Source organism: Pseudoalteromonas sp. A25, from assembly GCF_009176705.1.
Classification (GTDB): Bacteria; Pseudomonadota; Gammaproteobacteria; order Enterobacterales; family Alteromonadaceae; genus Pseudoalteromonas.
On record NZ_AP021846.1, the window covers coordinates 2,421,828 to 2,437,784 of the forward strand.

The 15,957-nt window shown below is 41.3% G+C and carries 13 protein-coding genes; 5 read left to right on the plus strand and 8 right to left on the minus strand.

Annotation, left to right across the window (positions count from 1 at the left end):
* Positions 1-229: 229 nt before the first annotated feature.
* Positions 230-577, minus strand: a complete 348-nt coding sequence (locus GDK41_RS10275) for a Grx4 family monothiol glutaredoxin (protein WP_152086332.1) — start codon at positions 575-577, stop codon at positions 230-232.
* 240 nt (positions 578-817) lie between these two features.
* Here GDK41_RS10275 and GDK41_RS10280 point away from each other — a divergent pair, with 240 nt between their 5' ends.
* The 4 genes from GDK41_RS10280 (at position 818) to GDK41_RS10295 (ending at position 6,361) form a co-directional block, all read left to right on the plus strand.
* Positions 818-1,399: a superoxide dismutase gene (locus GDK41_RS10280; protein ID WP_152086333.1), complete on the plus strand. Its 582-nt coding sequence runs from the start codon at positions 818-820 to the stop codon at positions 1,397-1,399.
* 204 nt (positions 1,400-1,603) lie between these two features.
* Complete coding sequence (locus GDK41_RS10285; RefSeq protein ID WP_152086334.1) at positions 1,604-3,526, plus strand: PrkA family serine protein kinase; 1,923 nt, start codon at positions 1,604-1,606, stop codon at positions 3,524-3,526.
* A 27-nt stretch (positions 3,527-3,553) separates the two neighbouring features.
* The gene (locus GDK41_RS10290; protein WP_152086335.1) at positions 3,554-4,837 is read left to right on the plus strand and encodes a YeaH/YhbH family protein; all 1,284 of its coding nucleotides are present in this window, start codon (positions 3,554-3,556) and stop codon (positions 4,835-4,837) included.
* Positions 4,838-4,855: 18 nt separating this feature from the next.
* The gene (locus GDK41_RS10295; RefSeq protein WP_152086336.1) at positions 4,856-6,361 is read left to right on the plus strand and encodes a SpoVR family protein; all 1,506 of its coding nucleotides are present in this window, start codon (positions 4,856-4,858) and stop codon (positions 6,359-6,361) included.
* 56 nt (positions 6,362-6,417) lie between these two features.
* On the opposite strand, the gene GDK41_RS10300 is transcribed toward GDK41_RS10295, so the two are convergent.
* Both GDK41_RS10300 and GDK41_RS10305 read right to left on the minus strand, forming a co-directional pair.
* Complete coding sequence (locus GDK41_RS10300; RefSeq protein WP_152086337.1) at positions 6,418-7,407, minus strand: sensor domain-containing diguanylate cyclase; 990 nt, start codon at positions 7,405-7,407, stop codon at positions 6,418-6,420.
* A 4-nt stretch (positions 7,408-7,411) separates the two neighbouring features.
* Complete coding sequence (locus GDK41_RS10305) at positions 7,412-8,416, minus strand: response regulator (protein WP_152086338.1); 1,005 nt, start codon at positions 8,414-8,416, stop codon at positions 7,412-7,414.
* A 221-nt stretch (positions 8,417-8,637) separates the two neighbouring features.
* On the opposite strand from GDK41_RS10305, the gene tpx reads away from it, so the two are divergent.
* Complete coding sequence (tpx, locus tag GDK41_RS10310) at positions 8,638-9,219, plus strand: thiol peroxidase (protein ID WP_152086339.1); 582 nt, start codon at positions 8,638-8,640, stop codon at positions 9,217-9,219.
* A 184-nt stretch (positions 9,220-9,403) separates the two neighbouring features.
* Here the strand turns inward: tpx and GDK41_RS10315 are convergent, their stop codons facing one another.
* From GDK41_RS10315 to GDK41_RS10335, 5 genes are all read right to left on the minus strand, one after another.
* On the minus strand, positions 9,404-10,159 hold the full coding sequence (locus tag GDK41_RS10315) for a class I SAM-dependent methyltransferase (RefSeq protein WP_152086340.1): 756 nt from the start codon (positions 10,157-10,159) through the stop codon (positions 9,404-9,406).
* 161 nt (positions 10,160-10,320) lie between these two features.
* Positions 10,321-10,965 (minus strand): adenylate kinase, encoded by a 645-nt coding sequence (gene adk, locus GDK41_RS10320; protein WP_152086341.1) that lies wholly within the window; start codon positions 10,963-10,965, stop codon positions 10,321-10,323.
* Between the two features lie 153 nt (positions 10,966-11,118).
* Positions 11,119-13,032 carry a molecular chaperone HtpG gene (gene htpG / locus GDK41_RS10325; protein WP_152086342.1) on the minus strand — a complete coding sequence of 638 codons (1,914 nt, stop codon included), beginning with the start codon at positions 13,030-13,032 and terminating at the stop codon, positions 11,119-11,121.
* Positions 13,033-13,256: 224 nt separating this feature from the next.
* Positions 13,257-13,862, minus strand: coding sequence for a recombination mediator RecR (gene recR, locus GDK41_RS10330; protein ID WP_152086343.1), 606 nt, complete (start codon positions 13,860-13,862; stop codon positions 13,257-13,259).
* A gap of 153 nt (positions 13,863-14,015) precedes the next feature.
* Positions 14,016-15,782: an endonuclease/exonuclease/phosphatase family protein gene (locus GDK41_RS10335; protein WP_152086344.1), complete on the minus strand. Its 1,767-nt coding sequence runs from the start codon at positions 15,780-15,782 to the stop codon at positions 14,016-14,018.
* Positions 15,783-15,957 lie beyond the last annotated feature (175 nt).

The window sequence follows — 15,957 nt, forward strand, 5'->3', positions numbered from 1 at the left end:
TAGAAAATGAATAAATATGCAACGTCAAGGTCGTTTGATTGGCTTTCGTTATTTATTCGTTTGCATACTATGCAGTTTAGGCTTGAGCAAATAACAGATTCCGCTTACGGTCAAATCCTGAGGTTTACGCGAACGTCAACCCAACGTCTTGCTTTGTTGATGCGCGATATGAATTAGACATAAAAAAGCCCAACACTTGGTTGGGCTATAAATCTCTCAGAAAAGCCATTTACTCAGCAGAGCTAGACTCTTCTGTTTTATATTTTGCGGCAGTTTCTTGGATAAGCGGTTGTAATTCACCACGTTGGAACATTTCAATAATGATGTCACAGCCACCAATTAACTCACCTTCAACCCATAATTGTGGAAATGTTGGCCAATTTGCATAATGAGGTAGCTCAGCACGAATATCTGGGTTGAGTAAAATATCAACGTAAGCAAATTGTTCACCACATGACATCAATGCTTGTGCTGCTTGTGACGAAAAACCACAGTTAGGTAATTTAGGAGAGCCTTTCATATAAAGAAGAATCGGGTTTTCAGAAATTTGCTGTTTAATTTTATCAATGGTTTCCATCTTTAACCTCAAAGTGACGATAGCATTTGGTCTGTAATAAAATGTGTGCTTGAAATATCACCATTAAGACCACATTTACAATTAGTATTAAGGCAACGCCATTGCTGTTTGCCAAAACTTGAGTAAAATACTCGGGAATTATAGTATCACTATAATGCCAATTCGTATAGAACAGCACTGGTTAAGTGCACAATGTTTGATACTCTTATTTGGCATTCACACAACAAAATGGAGATTAAAATGGCATTTGAACTACCGTCACTACCTTATGCAATCGATGCACTTGAGCCACATATTTCTAGAGAAACATTAGAGTTCCACCACGGCAAGCACCACAACACTTACGTTGTAAAACTAAATGGTTTAGTTGAAGGTACTGAGCTTGCTAACAAAACGTTAGAAGAAGTAGTATGTAGTTCAGAAGGTGGTGTATTCAATAACGCTGCTCAGATCTGGAACCACACTTTCTACTGGCACAGCCTTTCGCCAAATGGTGGCGGTGCGCCAGCTGGTAAAGTTGCAGAGCTTATCAATGCTAAATGGGGCTCATTCGAAGCGTTCCAAGAAGCGTTCAACGACAAAGCGGTAAATAACTTTGGTTCTAGCTGGACTTGGTTAGTACAACTTGCTGACGGTTCATTAGATATCGTAAATACATCGAACGCGGCTACACCGCTTACAGATGCAGGCGTAACACCAATTCTTACGGTTGACCTTTGGGAACACGCTTACTATATCGACTACCGCAACGTTCGTCCTGACTACTTAAAAGGTTTTTGGGCATTAGTTAACTGGGAATTTGCAAACAGCAACCTTGCTTAACAAATCAATCCCACTTAAGCGATAAAACTATTGCAAAAAAAGGCACTTTCGGTGCCTTTTTTATTTCCTCTCATTTTTCATCCAAATGCATTAAATATTTGGAATTTTTAGGCAAATTTCAGATATCAGGACTAAGCTTAAAGTAACCTTTTTCCTTTGTAGACAAATCAGCTTTTTTGAGTAAGCAGGTTACTGGAGGTCGTTATGACGATATTTGAACACTACCAAGCCAGATATGAAGCAGCACAAGAAGAAGAGTACAGTATCGCCGAGTTTCTTGAGATCTGTAAAAATGATAAATCGGCCTACGCAAGTGCTCCTGAACGCCTTTTAATGGCCATTGGCGAGCCAGAGATGATTGATACAGCAAGTGATGCACGCCTGAGTCGCCTTTTTTCGAACCGCGTTATCGCTCGTTACCCTGCATTTAATGAATTTTACGGTATGGAGGATGCAATTGAACAAATTGTTTCTTACCTTAAACATGCCGCTCAAGGGCTAGAAGAATGTAAGCAGGTGTTGTACTTACTGGGTCCCGTGGGCGGTGGTAAATCCTCAATAGCAGAAAAACTCAAGTATTTGATGCAGCAAGTGCCTATTTATGCCATCAAAGGTTCACCTGTAAATGATCACCCTCTTTCTCTTTTTAATCCCATTGAAGATGCTGAGCTACTTGAAAAAGAGTACGGTATAAAACCACGCTACTTAAAAACCGTCATGTCTCCTTGGGCAACAAAAAGACTCCATGAGTTCAATGGCGATATTAGCCAATTCAAAGTAGTTAAACGCTATCCTTCAATTTTAGACCAAATTGCGATAGCTAAAACTGAACCTGGGGATGAAAACAACCAAGATATTTCAGCACTTGTTGGTAAAGTTGATATCAGAAAACTTGAGCACTATGCACAAAATGATCCTGATGCCTATTCTTACTCAGGTGCGTTGTGCTTAGCTAACCAAGGCTTAATGGAATTTGTAGAAATGTTTAAAGCGCCAATCAAGGTGCTACACCCGCTACTGACTGCTACCCAAGAAGGCAATTATAACGGAACCGAAGGCATATCAGCCCTGCCCTTTAATGGCATGATTTTAGCGCACTCTAATGAATCGGAGTGGCAAACTTTTAAAAATAACAAAAACAATGAAGCATTTTTAGACCGAGTTTACATCGTTAAAGTGCCTTATTGTTTGAGAGTGTCTGAAGAAGTAAAAATCTACAACAAGTTAATTGAAAATAGTGAACTATCGTTAGCACCGTGTGCACCTGGGACACTAGAAACGTTGGCTAAATTTGTTGCGCTTTCTCGGATCAAAGAGCCAGAAAACTCTAGCATTTACTCAAAAATGCGTGTGTATGATGGTGAAAGTTTAAAAGACACCGATCCCAAAGCTAAGTCTTATCAAGAGTATCGCGATTATGCTGGTGTAGATGAGGGCATGACAGGGTTATCTACTCGATTTGCATTCAAAATCTTATCTAGAGTGTTCAACTTCGACCACGCTGAAGTTGCAGCCAACCCTGTTCATTTATTTTATGTACTTGAACAACAAATTGAACGTGAGCAATTCAGCGCTGAAGTACAAGAGCGTTACCTAAGTCATCTTAAAGGGTACTTAATCCCTCAGTATGTTGAGTTTATCGGTAAGGAGCTACAAACCGCATACCTAGAATCATACTCTGAGTATGGCCAAAACATATTTGACCGTTATGTCACTTATGCTGATTTTTGGATCCAAGACCAAGAGTACAGAGACCCAGACACAGGACAGTTATTTGATAGAGCAGCTCTCAATGCAGAGCTTGAAAAGATTGAAAAACCGGCTGGCATTTCAAACCCTAAAGATTTCAGAAACGAAATTGTTAATTTTGTACTGCGCGCTAGAGCCCATCACAATGGCCAAAATCCAGTTTGGACTAGCTACGAGAAACTTCGCACTGTTATTGAGAAAAAGATGTTCTCAAACACAGAAGAGTTACTCCCTGTTATTTCATTCAATGCAAAAACTTCTGCAGAAGATCAGAAAAAGCATGAGGATTTTGTTAATCGCATGGTTGAAAAAGGCTATACGCAGAAACAAGTTAGGTTGCTCTCTGAATGGTATCTAAGAGTTAGGAAATCACAGTAATACGATTAGACACTGAGAGGGTGATTTATGGCGCATTTTATAGACCGTCGCCTGAACGGTAAAAACAAAAGTACGCTGAATCGACAGCGCTTCATAAGACGCTATAAGAAGCAGATTAAAGAAGCTGTTTCTGATGCAATTAATAAGCGCAGTGTGACCGATACGAGCAGCGGAGAGAGTATCTCAATCCCTCAACGCGATATTAGCGAACCTGTATTTCATCAAGGCAAAGGGGGGGATCGTGAAATGATCCACCCTGGTAATGACCAATTTAGTACCGGGGACAAAATACAGCGACCTCCCGCGGGCCAAGGTGGGGGATCTGGACCTGGTGATGCCAGTGATCAGGGTGAGGGAGAAGATGATTTTGTATTCTCAATATCAAAAGACGAATATCTGGACCTCTTGTTTGAAGATTTAGAACTGCCAAACCTTCAGCAAAGCCAGCTCGATAAACTTGTGCAGATGAAAACGCACCGAGCTGGTTTTTGTAACGATGGCATGCCTAGTAACCTAGATATAGTTCGCTCTTTAAGAGGCTCTTTGGCGCGCAGAGTCGCTATGTCTGCTAGTAAACGTAGACGACTTGCTGAAGCGGAGGAAGAACTGGCTTTATTGCTAAAAGAGCCGGTTCCACCGCAAGGTAAAATTACCGAGCTAGAGACTGAAATAGCAGAGCTAAAACAAAAAATAGCAGCAGTTCCTTTTATAGATAACTATGATCTGAGATTTCGAAATTATGAAAAACGCCCACACCCAACAAGTAAAGCGGTTATGTTTTGCTTAATGGATGTATCAGGCTCAATGGATCAAGCTACAAAAGATATGGCAAAGCGGTTTTACATTTTGCTTTATCAATTTCTGACTAGAACTTATAAAGATATTGAAGTGGTCTATATTAGGCATCACACTCAAGCAAAAGAAGTTGATGAACAGGAGTTTTTCTACTCGCAAGAAACTGGCGGAACCATAGTATCCAGCGCATTGAAACTAATGGACGAAATAGTCAAGGAGCGCTACTCTCAAGGCGATTGGAATATCTACGCAGCACAAGCATCTGATGGCGACAACTGGGCTGATGATTCACCTCACTGCACAGAAATCATGACGAAAAAATTGCTCAAAGCTGTTAGATACTATGCCTACATCGAGATCACAACGCGAGCTCATCAGAGTTTATGGCGTGAATATCAAGCTATTGCTAATACACACGACAATTTTGCCATGCAGCATATCCGCACAGTTGAAGATATTTATCCGATCTTTAGAGAGTTGTTCAAAAAGAATCGTCAGCAACAAGGCGCGGCTTAGCCACATTGGAGGGAGCTTATGAGTTATAACCCAATGAATGATGGGCCAGATTGGACCTTTGATTTGTTAAACGAGTATCAAGCAGAGATTGCTCGCGTTGCAGAGCATTACAGGTTAGATACCTACCCTAACCAAATTGAGGTGATCACAGCAGAACAAATGATGGACGCATATTCCAGCGTGGGTATGCCCATTGGATATAGCCATTGGTCGTTTGGTAAAAAGTTTATTTCTACAGAGCAAAACTATAAACGTGGCCAAATGGGACTTGCTTACGAGATAGTTATTAACTCAGACCCTTGTATTGCATACTTAATGGAAGAGAATACGCTACCCATGCAGGCATTGGTAATGGCGCATGCTTGCTATGGCCATAACTCCTTTTTTAAAGGTAATTACTTATTTAAAACCTGGACTGATGCTTCATCAATTATCGATTACTTAGTATTTGCAAAAAACTACATTGCACGATGTGAAGAAAAGCACGGCATTGACGAAGTTGAAAACTTGCTAGATTCATGTCATGCATTGATGAATTATGGGGTCGACAGATACAAACGGCCACAGCAAATCTCGATGTATGAAGAGCAAAAAAGACAAAAAGAGCGGGAAGACTATTTACAGTCACAAGTAAACGAATTGTGGCGCACTATTCCTGTTAACCAGCAAGAAGAACAGATGAAAAAAGTTCGCTTCCCAAGCGAACCACAAGAAAATATCCTGTACTTTATTGAAAAAAATGCCCCTCTGTTAGAGTCGTGGCAGCGAGAAGTAATCCGTATCGTTAGAAAAATATCGCAGTATTTCTATCCACAAAGACAAACTCAAGTGATGAACGAGGGATGGGCAACATTCTGGCATTACACCATTTTGAATCATTTATACGACGAAGGAAAAGTATCAGATGCATTCATGTTAGAGTTTTTACAAAGCCATACTAATGTTGTTTATCAACCTCCTTATAACAGCAAGTTTTACTCTGGTATTAACCCCTACGCGCTTGGCTTTAATATGATGGTTGATATCAGACGTATCTGTGAGAACCCCACTGACGAAGATAAAGCGTGGTTCCCTGAGTTTGCAGGCAGTGACTGGCTAGATACGTTACATTTTGCAATGGAAAACTTTAAAGATGAAAGCTTTATTAGTCAGTTTTTATCTCCCAAGCTTATCCGTGATTTTAAATTATTTACTATTGTCGATAACCAAAAAAACCCTCACCTAGAAGTCGGTGCAATCCACAATGATGAAGGGTATCAAAAGGTTCGCTCTTCGCTGTCGGCACAATATAATTTGAGTAATAATGAACCTAATATTCAAATTTACGATGTTGATGTTAGAGGTGACCGCTCGTTAACTTTAAGGTACGTTCCTCATAACAATATCCCATTGGCTGATTCAAAAAATGAAGTGCTTAAGCATTTATACAGGCTTTGGGGATTTGATGTTAGGCTCGAACAGCTTGATGAACACGGCGAAAAGCAAGTTATTGCAAAATGCCCAATTGAAGAAAAAGAAGATTAATCTATTAGCTGAGTAACACTATAGCCTTAAGGATAGGTTGGTGTTACTCACTCTACTCAGCCCTTTTTAGCTGAATCTTTTTTCAACTCAGCTGTATACTGAGTCACCTTATTACGTCCAGTCTCTTTTGAGTGATAAAGCGCCATATCAGCTGCTTCAATCCATTGCTCATGTTTTATAAAATCGTCACTGTATGTAGCATAGCCAACACTCACTGTAATTTTTATCTGCTGTTCATCATAAAAAATAGACGATTTTTCAATTAGAGCACGCAACCGTTCGGCAAAAATAGCGGCTCCTTCGGCATCTGTGTCGACCAAAGTCACTGCAAACTCTTCACCGCCATATCGACCTGCAGTGTCGGTTTCTCTGAGTGTTTTCTTTAATAGATCAGAAATATGCCTGATAGCTTCATCACCACCACTGTGACCATATTCATCATTAACCGTTTTAAAGTGATCGATATCAAACATTAATAATGAACTGCAGCCTTTGCTCCGTTTAAGGCGTAAAAACTCATTACGAAGCCCCGCTTCCCAATATCCACGATTTGCCAATTGCGTCAAACTATCTGTTCTGCTGATCCGCTCTAGCTCTTGGTTGGCCTTTTCTAATTCAACTTTATTCATCGCTTCATCAGTTACATCGTAAATGATAATGCAAATATGCCCAACCTCTCCCGTTAAAGTGGATAACGGAATAATTGTTGAGTTTTGATACATGTAATCAGCTTTTCCCGTGATTGGGCGATAGTTTTTAAAGCGGAAAATATATGGCTGCTGCTCCCAAATTGTAAATGAGCGATTTTTCAATACAAACACCGACTCAGCCTTCGAACGAAACCATTTCTCGTCAATACTTGGGAAAATATCAAATATGTCTTTGTCCTTTACAGCACTCGGTAATAGCCCTGAATGATTCTCCATAAAGCCATTCCATACACACACCTTGTATTCCCTGTCTAGTACCACAAGACCAACGTCGACGGTATTAAACATATCCATCAACCAGTGTATTTCATTCATTTCAAAGTCAGCAGCAGGCATAATTCTAATCTTCTAAAAGGTAAGCAACTTTATATTTTAAGGTTTTCAGAGAATCTTCTGTAAATAAAAGCATCAAGTCACAGTTGATATTGTGATTTTCAATGCCATAGCTTATTTCAATGGCAAGCGTTCTCTGCCAGCGACTTTTGTTAGCTTTCACTAAGTCAGAAACGTCACAATGCTGCCCTAAAACCACGGGGTGCCCCTGACTAAAAGACATATCGAGTTGCTTAGATAAACCGGTTAAAATAGCGCCAATCAATATGTTACTAATATCCATTAGTAATTCTAGCTCTACTTTATCATTAAGCTCACCATGATAATTCATTAAAGAGGCAACCTCTTTAAAGCTAGAGTCGTTGAGAAGTAACAGCGCTTCTCCCGATACCCCACCCCCAATAAATCCTTGGCATACACCCGATGTACTAGCACTGGCATCAATTGCTTGCAATGCCATATGCAATTCACTAACCTCTAGCACATTCACATTAGGGATCGGTAGCTCGACAAACACATTGAGCAGCCTAGCCAGTAAGTCGCCGGCTTGTCCCATTGCGACATTGGTCAACTCTTGGTAAATGTCACGGATCTCAGGCTCTAACTGTTCCCCCAACTTATGAACCAAACTTTCTCTGATTGATCTATCACGTATTCCGTGGTGTTCAATAATTTCAACAAGCTTATCTGCATCACACGGCTTACGAATAAAATCTATTGCGCCCAACTCAATAACACGTTGATGTGCGTTAGGCTGAATATCGCCCGACACCACAACAGTAAGCACGTTTAAACCCTGATCACGAATGGCTTCGAGCACGCCGTAACCGTCCATTTGGGGCATATTGAGATCAAGAAAGAGAATTTCAGGAGAAAATGATTTTATTTTTTCCAAGCAGTCGATGCCATGCTCTGCAAACTCTACTTTTATATCCCAATCATTGGGCAACGAGCGCGCTAGCTGTCTGCGTGCCAGTTTCGAGTCATCACATATTAAGACCAATGTTGACATAAAAGCTCTCTTACATTATCAAACCACTTTCAGAAACACATGTTAAAAAATAGTTGCGTTTGTTATTATTTATATACGATAATAAAATATCGCTTATTTTCACGGCTCATGTTAATCAAATAACCATTGATTTACAACGTTATTCCTTTCGTAAACTTGGTTCACAGCTAACAGTATAATACACTCTGATGGATTACGATAACTGACTAAGGTCTTAGCTTATGAACAAAGTACTAATTTTTGCCGCAGCCCTCATTTCTCACTCTCTATTTGCTATGAGTTTACCTGAAAATCAGGTTGATATTGGTAAAGTAAATGCTAATGGAAAACCTGTCACATTGCTTGGTAGTGGTATCGAACTTGGGCAACAAGCGCCAAATTTTAAGGTCGTAGATGGGTCATTTGTGCCTGTTACGCTAGACAACTTTGCGGGTAAACCTGTTTTAATTAGTGTTGTGCCAAGTTTAGACACTGGCATATGTAGCCTACAGACAAAACACTTTAATGAGCAAGTAGCTGACGAATACAAAAACGTTGTTATGCTCACCATTAGTGCCGATTTACCGTTTGCCCAAAAGCGCTTTTGCCAAGCTGAAAATATCGACAAAATACAGACCCTCTCTGACTCAGTCTGGCATGACTTCGGTAAAAACTATGGTTTATATATCAAAGATATGGGGCTGTTAAGCCGAGCTGTATTTATACTTAACCAAGAGCATAAGGTGATCTATAAGCAGTTAGTTGAGAACCTAGCCACAGAGCCTAATTACGACAGCGTCATTGAAAAATTAAAATCGCTTTAATCTCTATGCGGATATTAAAGACTACTAATTAGCCTTTACTGAGAGTTAATGTGTTGTGAGATCCTAAAACAAATTCAGGATCTCGAAGGCTTTTGAGCGAGCGACTCACACTCAAAATGTATACTTTTGTCACTGACGAGAGTCTGGGTCGCTCAAAGCAATACTGTGACCTTTTCGTGTGTTTTTATTTCGGTTTTCTAAATTTAAGCACACTGCGGTCCGTGTTATACCTGTTCTCGGGCAAAAACACCGACGTCGTTAGGTCATCTTTAGGGTTACGCAAAAACTCTCCTTGCGCTTCTAGTACAAAACCCACCGCTTCAAGGTCTTTGATCACCGCTTCAGGGTCGACACGGTGAATAGACTTGCCTACATGCTCGTTATCAGCGCCTTTTACAGCGTTAGCATCGATAACTCCAAATACAGCGCCTGGCTCTAATTTGCTGTATATTCCTTGCAGAAACTTTGTTTTGTCAATTTCAGGCCAGCCATTTTCTGGATGAGCGTAATACAAATCATGCATTCCAAGAACAAACACTGCGGCATCGTACTTTACTTTGGTATTTTTTAATTCTTCAGGTTTAACAATTAATGTCGATACATTCGCAAGCCGATTATCTTTCAAGCGTTCATCAACCGACTTTTGCACAAATCGCTGCCAAGGCTGATTATTATACATCGTGATATGGCCACTGTTGCTTACAACATAACTCATCAACTCAGAGTAGTAGCCTCCACCGGCAAACACATCAAGAACCTTCATTCCTGGTTTAATCTCAAAAAAGCGCATCACTTGTTCAGGTTTACGCCTTTCATCCAAAGCGCGATCTTTTTCAGAGCGCGCAGAGTTTGCCACAGCATCACTATATACGTCTGCATGTACAAAAGTACTTGCTAAAGATGCACAACACAGCAGTGCACTCAAAATTTTTGCCTTCATTATTATTATCCTTTGAGCGAAATAAACAGCACTATACTAGCGTGAATAATTAAAAATTCGTGGGTAATTTTGTAACGGCGTGTTGCAAGGCTTGATGGCAGGAAAATAAAGAAGTGCTGAGTATGCACACATTGAGCGCATACTCAGTAAAGGCTATTAGGTTAGCCTAGTAGTTCAGCTAATTGTTGTCTTACCGCATCAACCGCTTGTGTGCCATCTAGCTTGTGGTATTGAGTATTACCTGCATCCGCCTCTGCTTGGTAGTAAGATACCAATGGCTTAGTTTGGTCATGATAAATACCCAAACGCTTACGCACTGTTTCTTCAACATCGTCGTCACGAATAATAAGATCTTCGCCAGTGACATCATCTTTACCTTCAACCTTAGGTGGGTTGTACACAACGTGGTAAACGCGGCCTGAACCTGGGTGTACACGACGACCGCCCATACGCTCAACAATGATTTCATCAGCAACGTCAAACTCAATCACGTGATCGATGCTGATACCGTTGTCTTTCATTGCATCCGCTTGTGGAATGGTACGAGGGAAACCATCTAGCAAGAAACCTTTAGCGCAATCTTCTTTCGCGATACGCTCTTTTACCAAACCGATAATGATTTCATCAGACACCAATTGACCAGCATCCATCACTTTTTTCGCTTCTAGGCCTAACGGTGTACCTTCTTTGATAGCTGCACGCAACATATCGCCAGTAGAAATTTGTGGAATACCGTATTTGTCCATTAAAAACTGTGCTTGAGTGCCTTTACCTGCACCCGGCGCGCCTAAAAGGATAATGCGCATAATTATGTTCCTCGTATCGGAGTTATTTGAAGTTGTCTAAATTTTTTCACATGCGCCCGAGATTCTCAAGCGACTTATACTAATTGCTAAGCTTTATCGGTCTTAAAAACGAAAAAAGGGGCCATTGGCCCCTTCCTAGTTACCTATTATTGATTACTTGCTTAAATCAAGCATCAATTTATTTAAGCGAGTCACAAAACCTGCAGGGTCTTTTAGGCTGCCACGCTCTGCAAGTAGCGCTTGATCAAGTAATACTTCTGACCACTGAGCGAACTTATCTTCATCTTGCTCAACATTTAAATGCTTAACAAGCTGATGCTCAGGGTTAAGCTCAAATACAGGCTTTTGCTCAGGAACCGCTTGTCCTACTGACTCCATCAGTTTTTGCATCTGTGAGCTCATGTCATGCTCATCGGCTACCACGCAAGCAGGCGAGTCTGTTAAGCGGTGTGTAAAGCGTACTTCTTTCACTTTATCACCAAGCGCTGTTTTAACGCGCTCAACTAAGCCTTCTACTTCTTTTTCACTTTCTTCTTGCGCTTTTTTGGCTTCTTCGTCATCCAAGTCACCCAAGTCTAAGTCGCCACGCGTGATTGACTGGAACTGCTTTTCGTCAAATTCAGTTAAGTGGCTCATCATCCACTCGTCAACACGGTCTGAAAGTAGTAACACTTCAATGCCTTTCTTACGGAAGATCTCTAAGTGCGGAGAACTCTTAGCGGCTTCAAAGCTGTCAGATACCACATAATAAATCTTATCTTGGCCTTCTTTCATACGCTCAATGTACTGCTCCAAAGACACATTTTGTGTACTTTCGTCAGTGTGAGTTGAGCTAAAGCGTAAAAGCTTAGCAATGGCTTCTTTGTTAGCCATATCTTCTGCTGGGCCTTCTTTGATCACTTGACCAAATTCATTCCAGAATGTTTGATACTCTTCAGGCTTATTTTTACCCATGCGCTCAAGCATTTTAAGTACGCGTGACGTACAGCCTTTACGGATAGCTTGAGTTATCTTGTTATCTTGTAAAATTTCACGTGATACGTTTAGTGGTAAATCGTTTGAATCAAGCAAGCCTTTTACAAAACGTAGGTAGCTTGGCATAAACTGCTCAGCGTCATCCATAATGAATACGCGTTGTACATACAGTTTTAAGCCGCTTTGACGCTCACGATTCCAAAGGTCAAAAGGTGCTTTTTTAGGGATATAAAGTAAGCTGGTGTATTCTGTTTTACCTTCTACTTTATTGTGTGCCCAAGTTAGTGGTTCTTCCCAGTCATGGCCTACGTGCTTGTAAAACTCTTTATATTCTTCTTCGCTGATCTCTGACTTATCACGTGTCCAAAGTGCCGTAGCACGGTTGATGGCTTCCCATTCACCTGGTTTAGCTTCGATTTTTTCGCCATCAGGACCTTCAGACTCAGGCACTGGCTCTTTATACATTTCAACAGGAATAGAGATGTGATCTGAGTACTTAGTGACAATGCCACGTAATCTGAAATTATCTAAAAATTCTTTTTCATCTTCACGAAGGTGAAGAATAATGTCGGTACCACGGCCCTCTTTTGCAACTTCAGCTAATGTGTATTCACCTTCGCCTTTTGAGTGCCATTCAACAGCTGTTTTCTCACCAGCTTTACGTGTAACAACAGTTACCGCATCAGCGACGATAAATGCTGAGTAAAAGCCAACACCAAATTGACCAATTAATTGCGAGTCTTTTGCTTGGTCACCAGTCAAGTTTTGGAAAAACTCAGCTGTGCCTGATTTTGCAATAGTTCCTAATGAGCTGATCACTTCATCACGTGTCATACCAATACCGTTGTCTGAAATGGTAATGGTATTGGCGTCTTTATCGACACTGACGCGAACACGAAGGTCGGCATCACCTTCATACAGGTCGCCGTTAGATAGTGCTAAAAACCTAAGTTTATCTGCTGCGTCAGATGCGTTTGACACCAGTTCACGTAAAAAGATCTCTTTGTTTGAATACAAAGAATGGATCATTAGGTTTAATAGTTGTTTGACTTCTGTTTGAAAGCCTAATGTTTCTTTTTGAGCTGCGGTCATTGTTCTCTCCGGTATAACCAATTGATGCAGTGTTAATATGCAATCAGATATGGGGGGGAGTTTTTTAACTTCAAGGGGAGCGTGTAAATTTTTTCAAGATAGAATACAGCCTCAACAATTTATGGCCATCTTGTTGCAAAAGAAACGCCCCATCGCAAAACGGCGCGTTTCATACATCGGCAGCCAAGCGAGCTTCGCATGGCCACATCATCAAGTAATCTGCGTTATGAGCGCAAAGAACGCCGACCAGAAAATGCATGCATTAGGGTCATACCATCCACCAAGTCTAACTCACCTCCAACTGGCATACCATGTGCAATTCTCGATGCGTTAACCTGATATTTATTACACAGTTCACCAATAAAGTGAGCGGTTGCTTCCCCTTCAACAGTTGGGTTAGTTGCTAATATCACTTCATCAATATTGCCTTGCGACAGCTTTTGCTCGAGTAAATCTAAGCCGATTTCTTTAGGGCCAATGCCGTCTATGGGCGACAAATGCCCCATTAACACAAAATAGAGCCCCTGATATTGACCCGTTTGTTCAATCGCCAGTACATCGGTGGGCGACTCAACAATACATAATAAACGGCTGTCTTGACGCTTAATACTTTGGCAGATATCACATTGAGGCGACTCTGAAAACGTTCTACATGACTGGCAATGTCCGATCACCTCCATTGCTTTTGTCAGGCAGTTTCCCAGCTGATTTCCCCCATCGCGGTCGCGCTCTAATAAGTGAAAAGCGATCCGTTGCGCAGACTTTGGGCCTATGCCAGGCAAACAACGTAAGGCTTCAATAAGGGCAGTTAAACTCGGTGATAATTGCATAAATGTCGTTTTTCTATATTGGCTTCGCTTTTTGAACTTTGCCAAGCATGAGTGAATATGCGAAAAAGTACCACAATCATCATTTAGAGTACATAAGTGCAACAAAAAGCACTTATGTACCTAACCAGATATTCTGTGACTTTTTTAAAGCGCTTACTCAACTACAAAGCTTGTTTGCGCCAATAGCTTATATCCATTGTTTTCAAACAGTCGCAACAAGTACTCACCCGCCTTTAGTCCTGTAAAAGTTCTCTTACCTGATGTTTGCCCGTCTATGTATTGCCAATCAATCGAATACACCGAACCATCACTTGGGTTGCCTTTGTAGTAAATACCAATCCAGTCCTTGGCATTGCCTGGTGCATTACTAAAGTTAGCAACAATACTTTCATTAACGCCATAAACCGCTTTAGAAGCGCGAATGTTTGTATTTGTGGTTGCGCCTAAATCAATCATGGCGTTAATTTCAGGCCAGCTTAAATCGTGCACCGCATCCACACGTGGCGATGCACCGTTGTTATGGAACAAACGTAATTGAATATCGTTATTCTCAAATTGGCTAGTCAAAAAGCGCTTAGGAATTATCAAAGAGATTTGTTGATTGTACTGATTGCTAGTGATACTAACACTCCCACCGCTTTGATCAGATGGAGCCGCGCTTTTAGTTGATACATTGACCGAGTAGTCAATATCTGTACCCATATACTGGCTATTATTAAGTGTAAATGTTACTTGCAGATCGGTGCCTGCTACACTTAATAGTACATTGTCGAACTTGGCATTGTTATCTAGCGACACACTTGTGCTTTTATCTGACGGCGTTTTAATGATAAATGACGTTTGATACCACAAATGATCAGATGGAAAGTCGTAGATGCCATACTCTGGCTCTTGCGTTTCGCTATTCACCAGTCGCCCTACGTATGGGTCTTGCCAATTATGATGGGGATCTTGCCCATCGGGACCGCTAAAGTAGGTATTAAAACGTGGCCCAACAAATGCCGCGCTTTGCAAGCTTATGCCTTCAACTTGTTGGCTGTAATAGATAAAGTCGATCCGATCTCTGTCATCTAATGCTCTGCCACATTCTTTGATATATGTGCTGCCTTTGGTCCAGCTATCTTCTTGTCTAAACGGCCACGACACGCCTGGATGCGTAACAGGATTTGGATAAAGCTTGCGATAACTATCGGTTAGCCCACCCGCTCGAACAATGCGGTGAGATTTAAAATCATATACCGTGCCTTTATGGTCGAACATATTAGCAGTAGCAGCGGTCCAATCTAAACCGCTTGGCTCATTGGTATCGCCACCTGCAATCACGGGTATACCTTGCTCAATATAGGGCTTTAAACTTTGCACTAAGCTGGCAGCCTGAATGGGTCGTTGTGACGAGTCGTTCAGTGCATCTAACTCGTTACTACCACTTACCGCTTGGCAGTGTTTGCGCGCCGCCCACGTTGTGCCATTGCCACCACGTGCATCGTAAGATACATATTGCTTATAATTCCAGTGGTTTGACCAAACCACTACATCACGGCCATTAATATCTAGTACCGCGCCAATATGACTACCCGTTGCATCGGTATCTATTACCTGTTTTATCGGAAATTTAGACAAAATGCCCATTGAACTTGCTGCGTAGCTGCCTTGCCATAAATACATACCCAGGTCATTTGCAAGGCGAGCACTGGCGCCATCGGCCTCTTGCGTAAAAATGATATCGGCATCTAAATGCTTAAACTCGGCAACGCCTGCCTCGTAGTAATGTGCCTTGGCACTTAAATCATGCCATAAATTAGCGGTGACAACTTTTACTTGCGTATCGAAAATTAAAGGCTGCGCGTGTGCAGAAATGGCATGGGTTAACCCCGACAATGTAAGGGCTGCGGCAAAATAAACTGAAAGAGGCTTTTTCATCTGTACTTCTACTTCTGAGTGAACGACTAAAATCAACAAGTCGCAGAAGATACGGCCCCATTGTTACCTTTTCAGAAATAAATGATGACGAAATCACGATACTATAATGACGAAATTATGACTCACTGCTACCTCGTAACAACCAAAGTCAACACCTTACTGACTTTCAGTGCTT

Bases quoted from the DNA above. Each gene is read 5' to 3' on its own strand.
- GDK41_RS10275 (WP_152086332.1), bottom strand. From the start codon at position 577: ATGGAAACCATTGATAAAATTAAACAGCAAATTTCTGAAAACCCGATT.
- GDK41_RS10280 (WP_152086333.1), top strand. From the start codon at position 818: ATGGCATTTGAACTACCGTCACTACCTTATGCAATCGATGCACTTGAG.
- GDK41_RS10285 (WP_152086334.1), top strand. From the start codon at position 1,604: ATGACGATATTTGAACACTACCAAGCCAGATATGAAGCAGCACAAGAA.
- GDK41_RS10290 (WP_152086335.1), top strand. From the start codon at position 3,554: ATGGCGCATTTTATAGACCGTCGCCTGAACGGTAAAAACAAAAGTACG.
- GDK41_RS10295 (WP_152086336.1), top strand. From the start codon at position 4,856: ATGAGTTATAACCCAATGAATGATGGGCCAGATTGGACCTTTGATTTG.
- GDK41_RS10300 (WP_152086337.1), bottom strand. From the start codon at position 7,407: ATGCCTGCTGCTGACTTTGAAATGAATGAAATACACTGGTTGATGGAT.
- GDK41_RS10305 (WP_152086338.1), bottom strand. From the start codon at position 8,416: ATGTCAACATTGGTCTTAATATGTGATGACTCGAAACTGGCACGCAGA.
- tpx (WP_152086339.1), top strand. From the start codon at position 8,638: ATGAACAAAGTACTAATTTTTGCCGCAGCCCTCATTTCTCACTCTCTA.
- GDK41_RS10315 (WP_152086340.1), bottom strand. From the start codon at position 10,159: ATGAAGGCAAAAATTTTGAGTGCACTGCTGTGTTGTGCATCTTTAGCA.
- adk (WP_152086341.1), bottom strand. From the start codon at position 10,965: ATGCGCATTATCCTTTTAGGCGCGCCGGGTGCAGGTAAAGGCACTCAA.
- htpG (WP_152086342.1), bottom strand. From the start codon at position 13,032: ATGACCGCAGCTCAAAAAGAAACATTAGGCTTTCAAACAGAAGTCAAA.
- recR (WP_152086343.1), bottom strand. From the start codon at position 13,862: ATGCAATTATCACCGAGTTTAACTGCCCTTATTGAAGCCTTACGTTGT.
- GDK41_RS10335 (WP_152086344.1), bottom strand. From the start codon at position 15,782: ATGAAAAAGCCTCTTTCAGTTTATTTTGCCGCAGCCCTTACATTGTCG.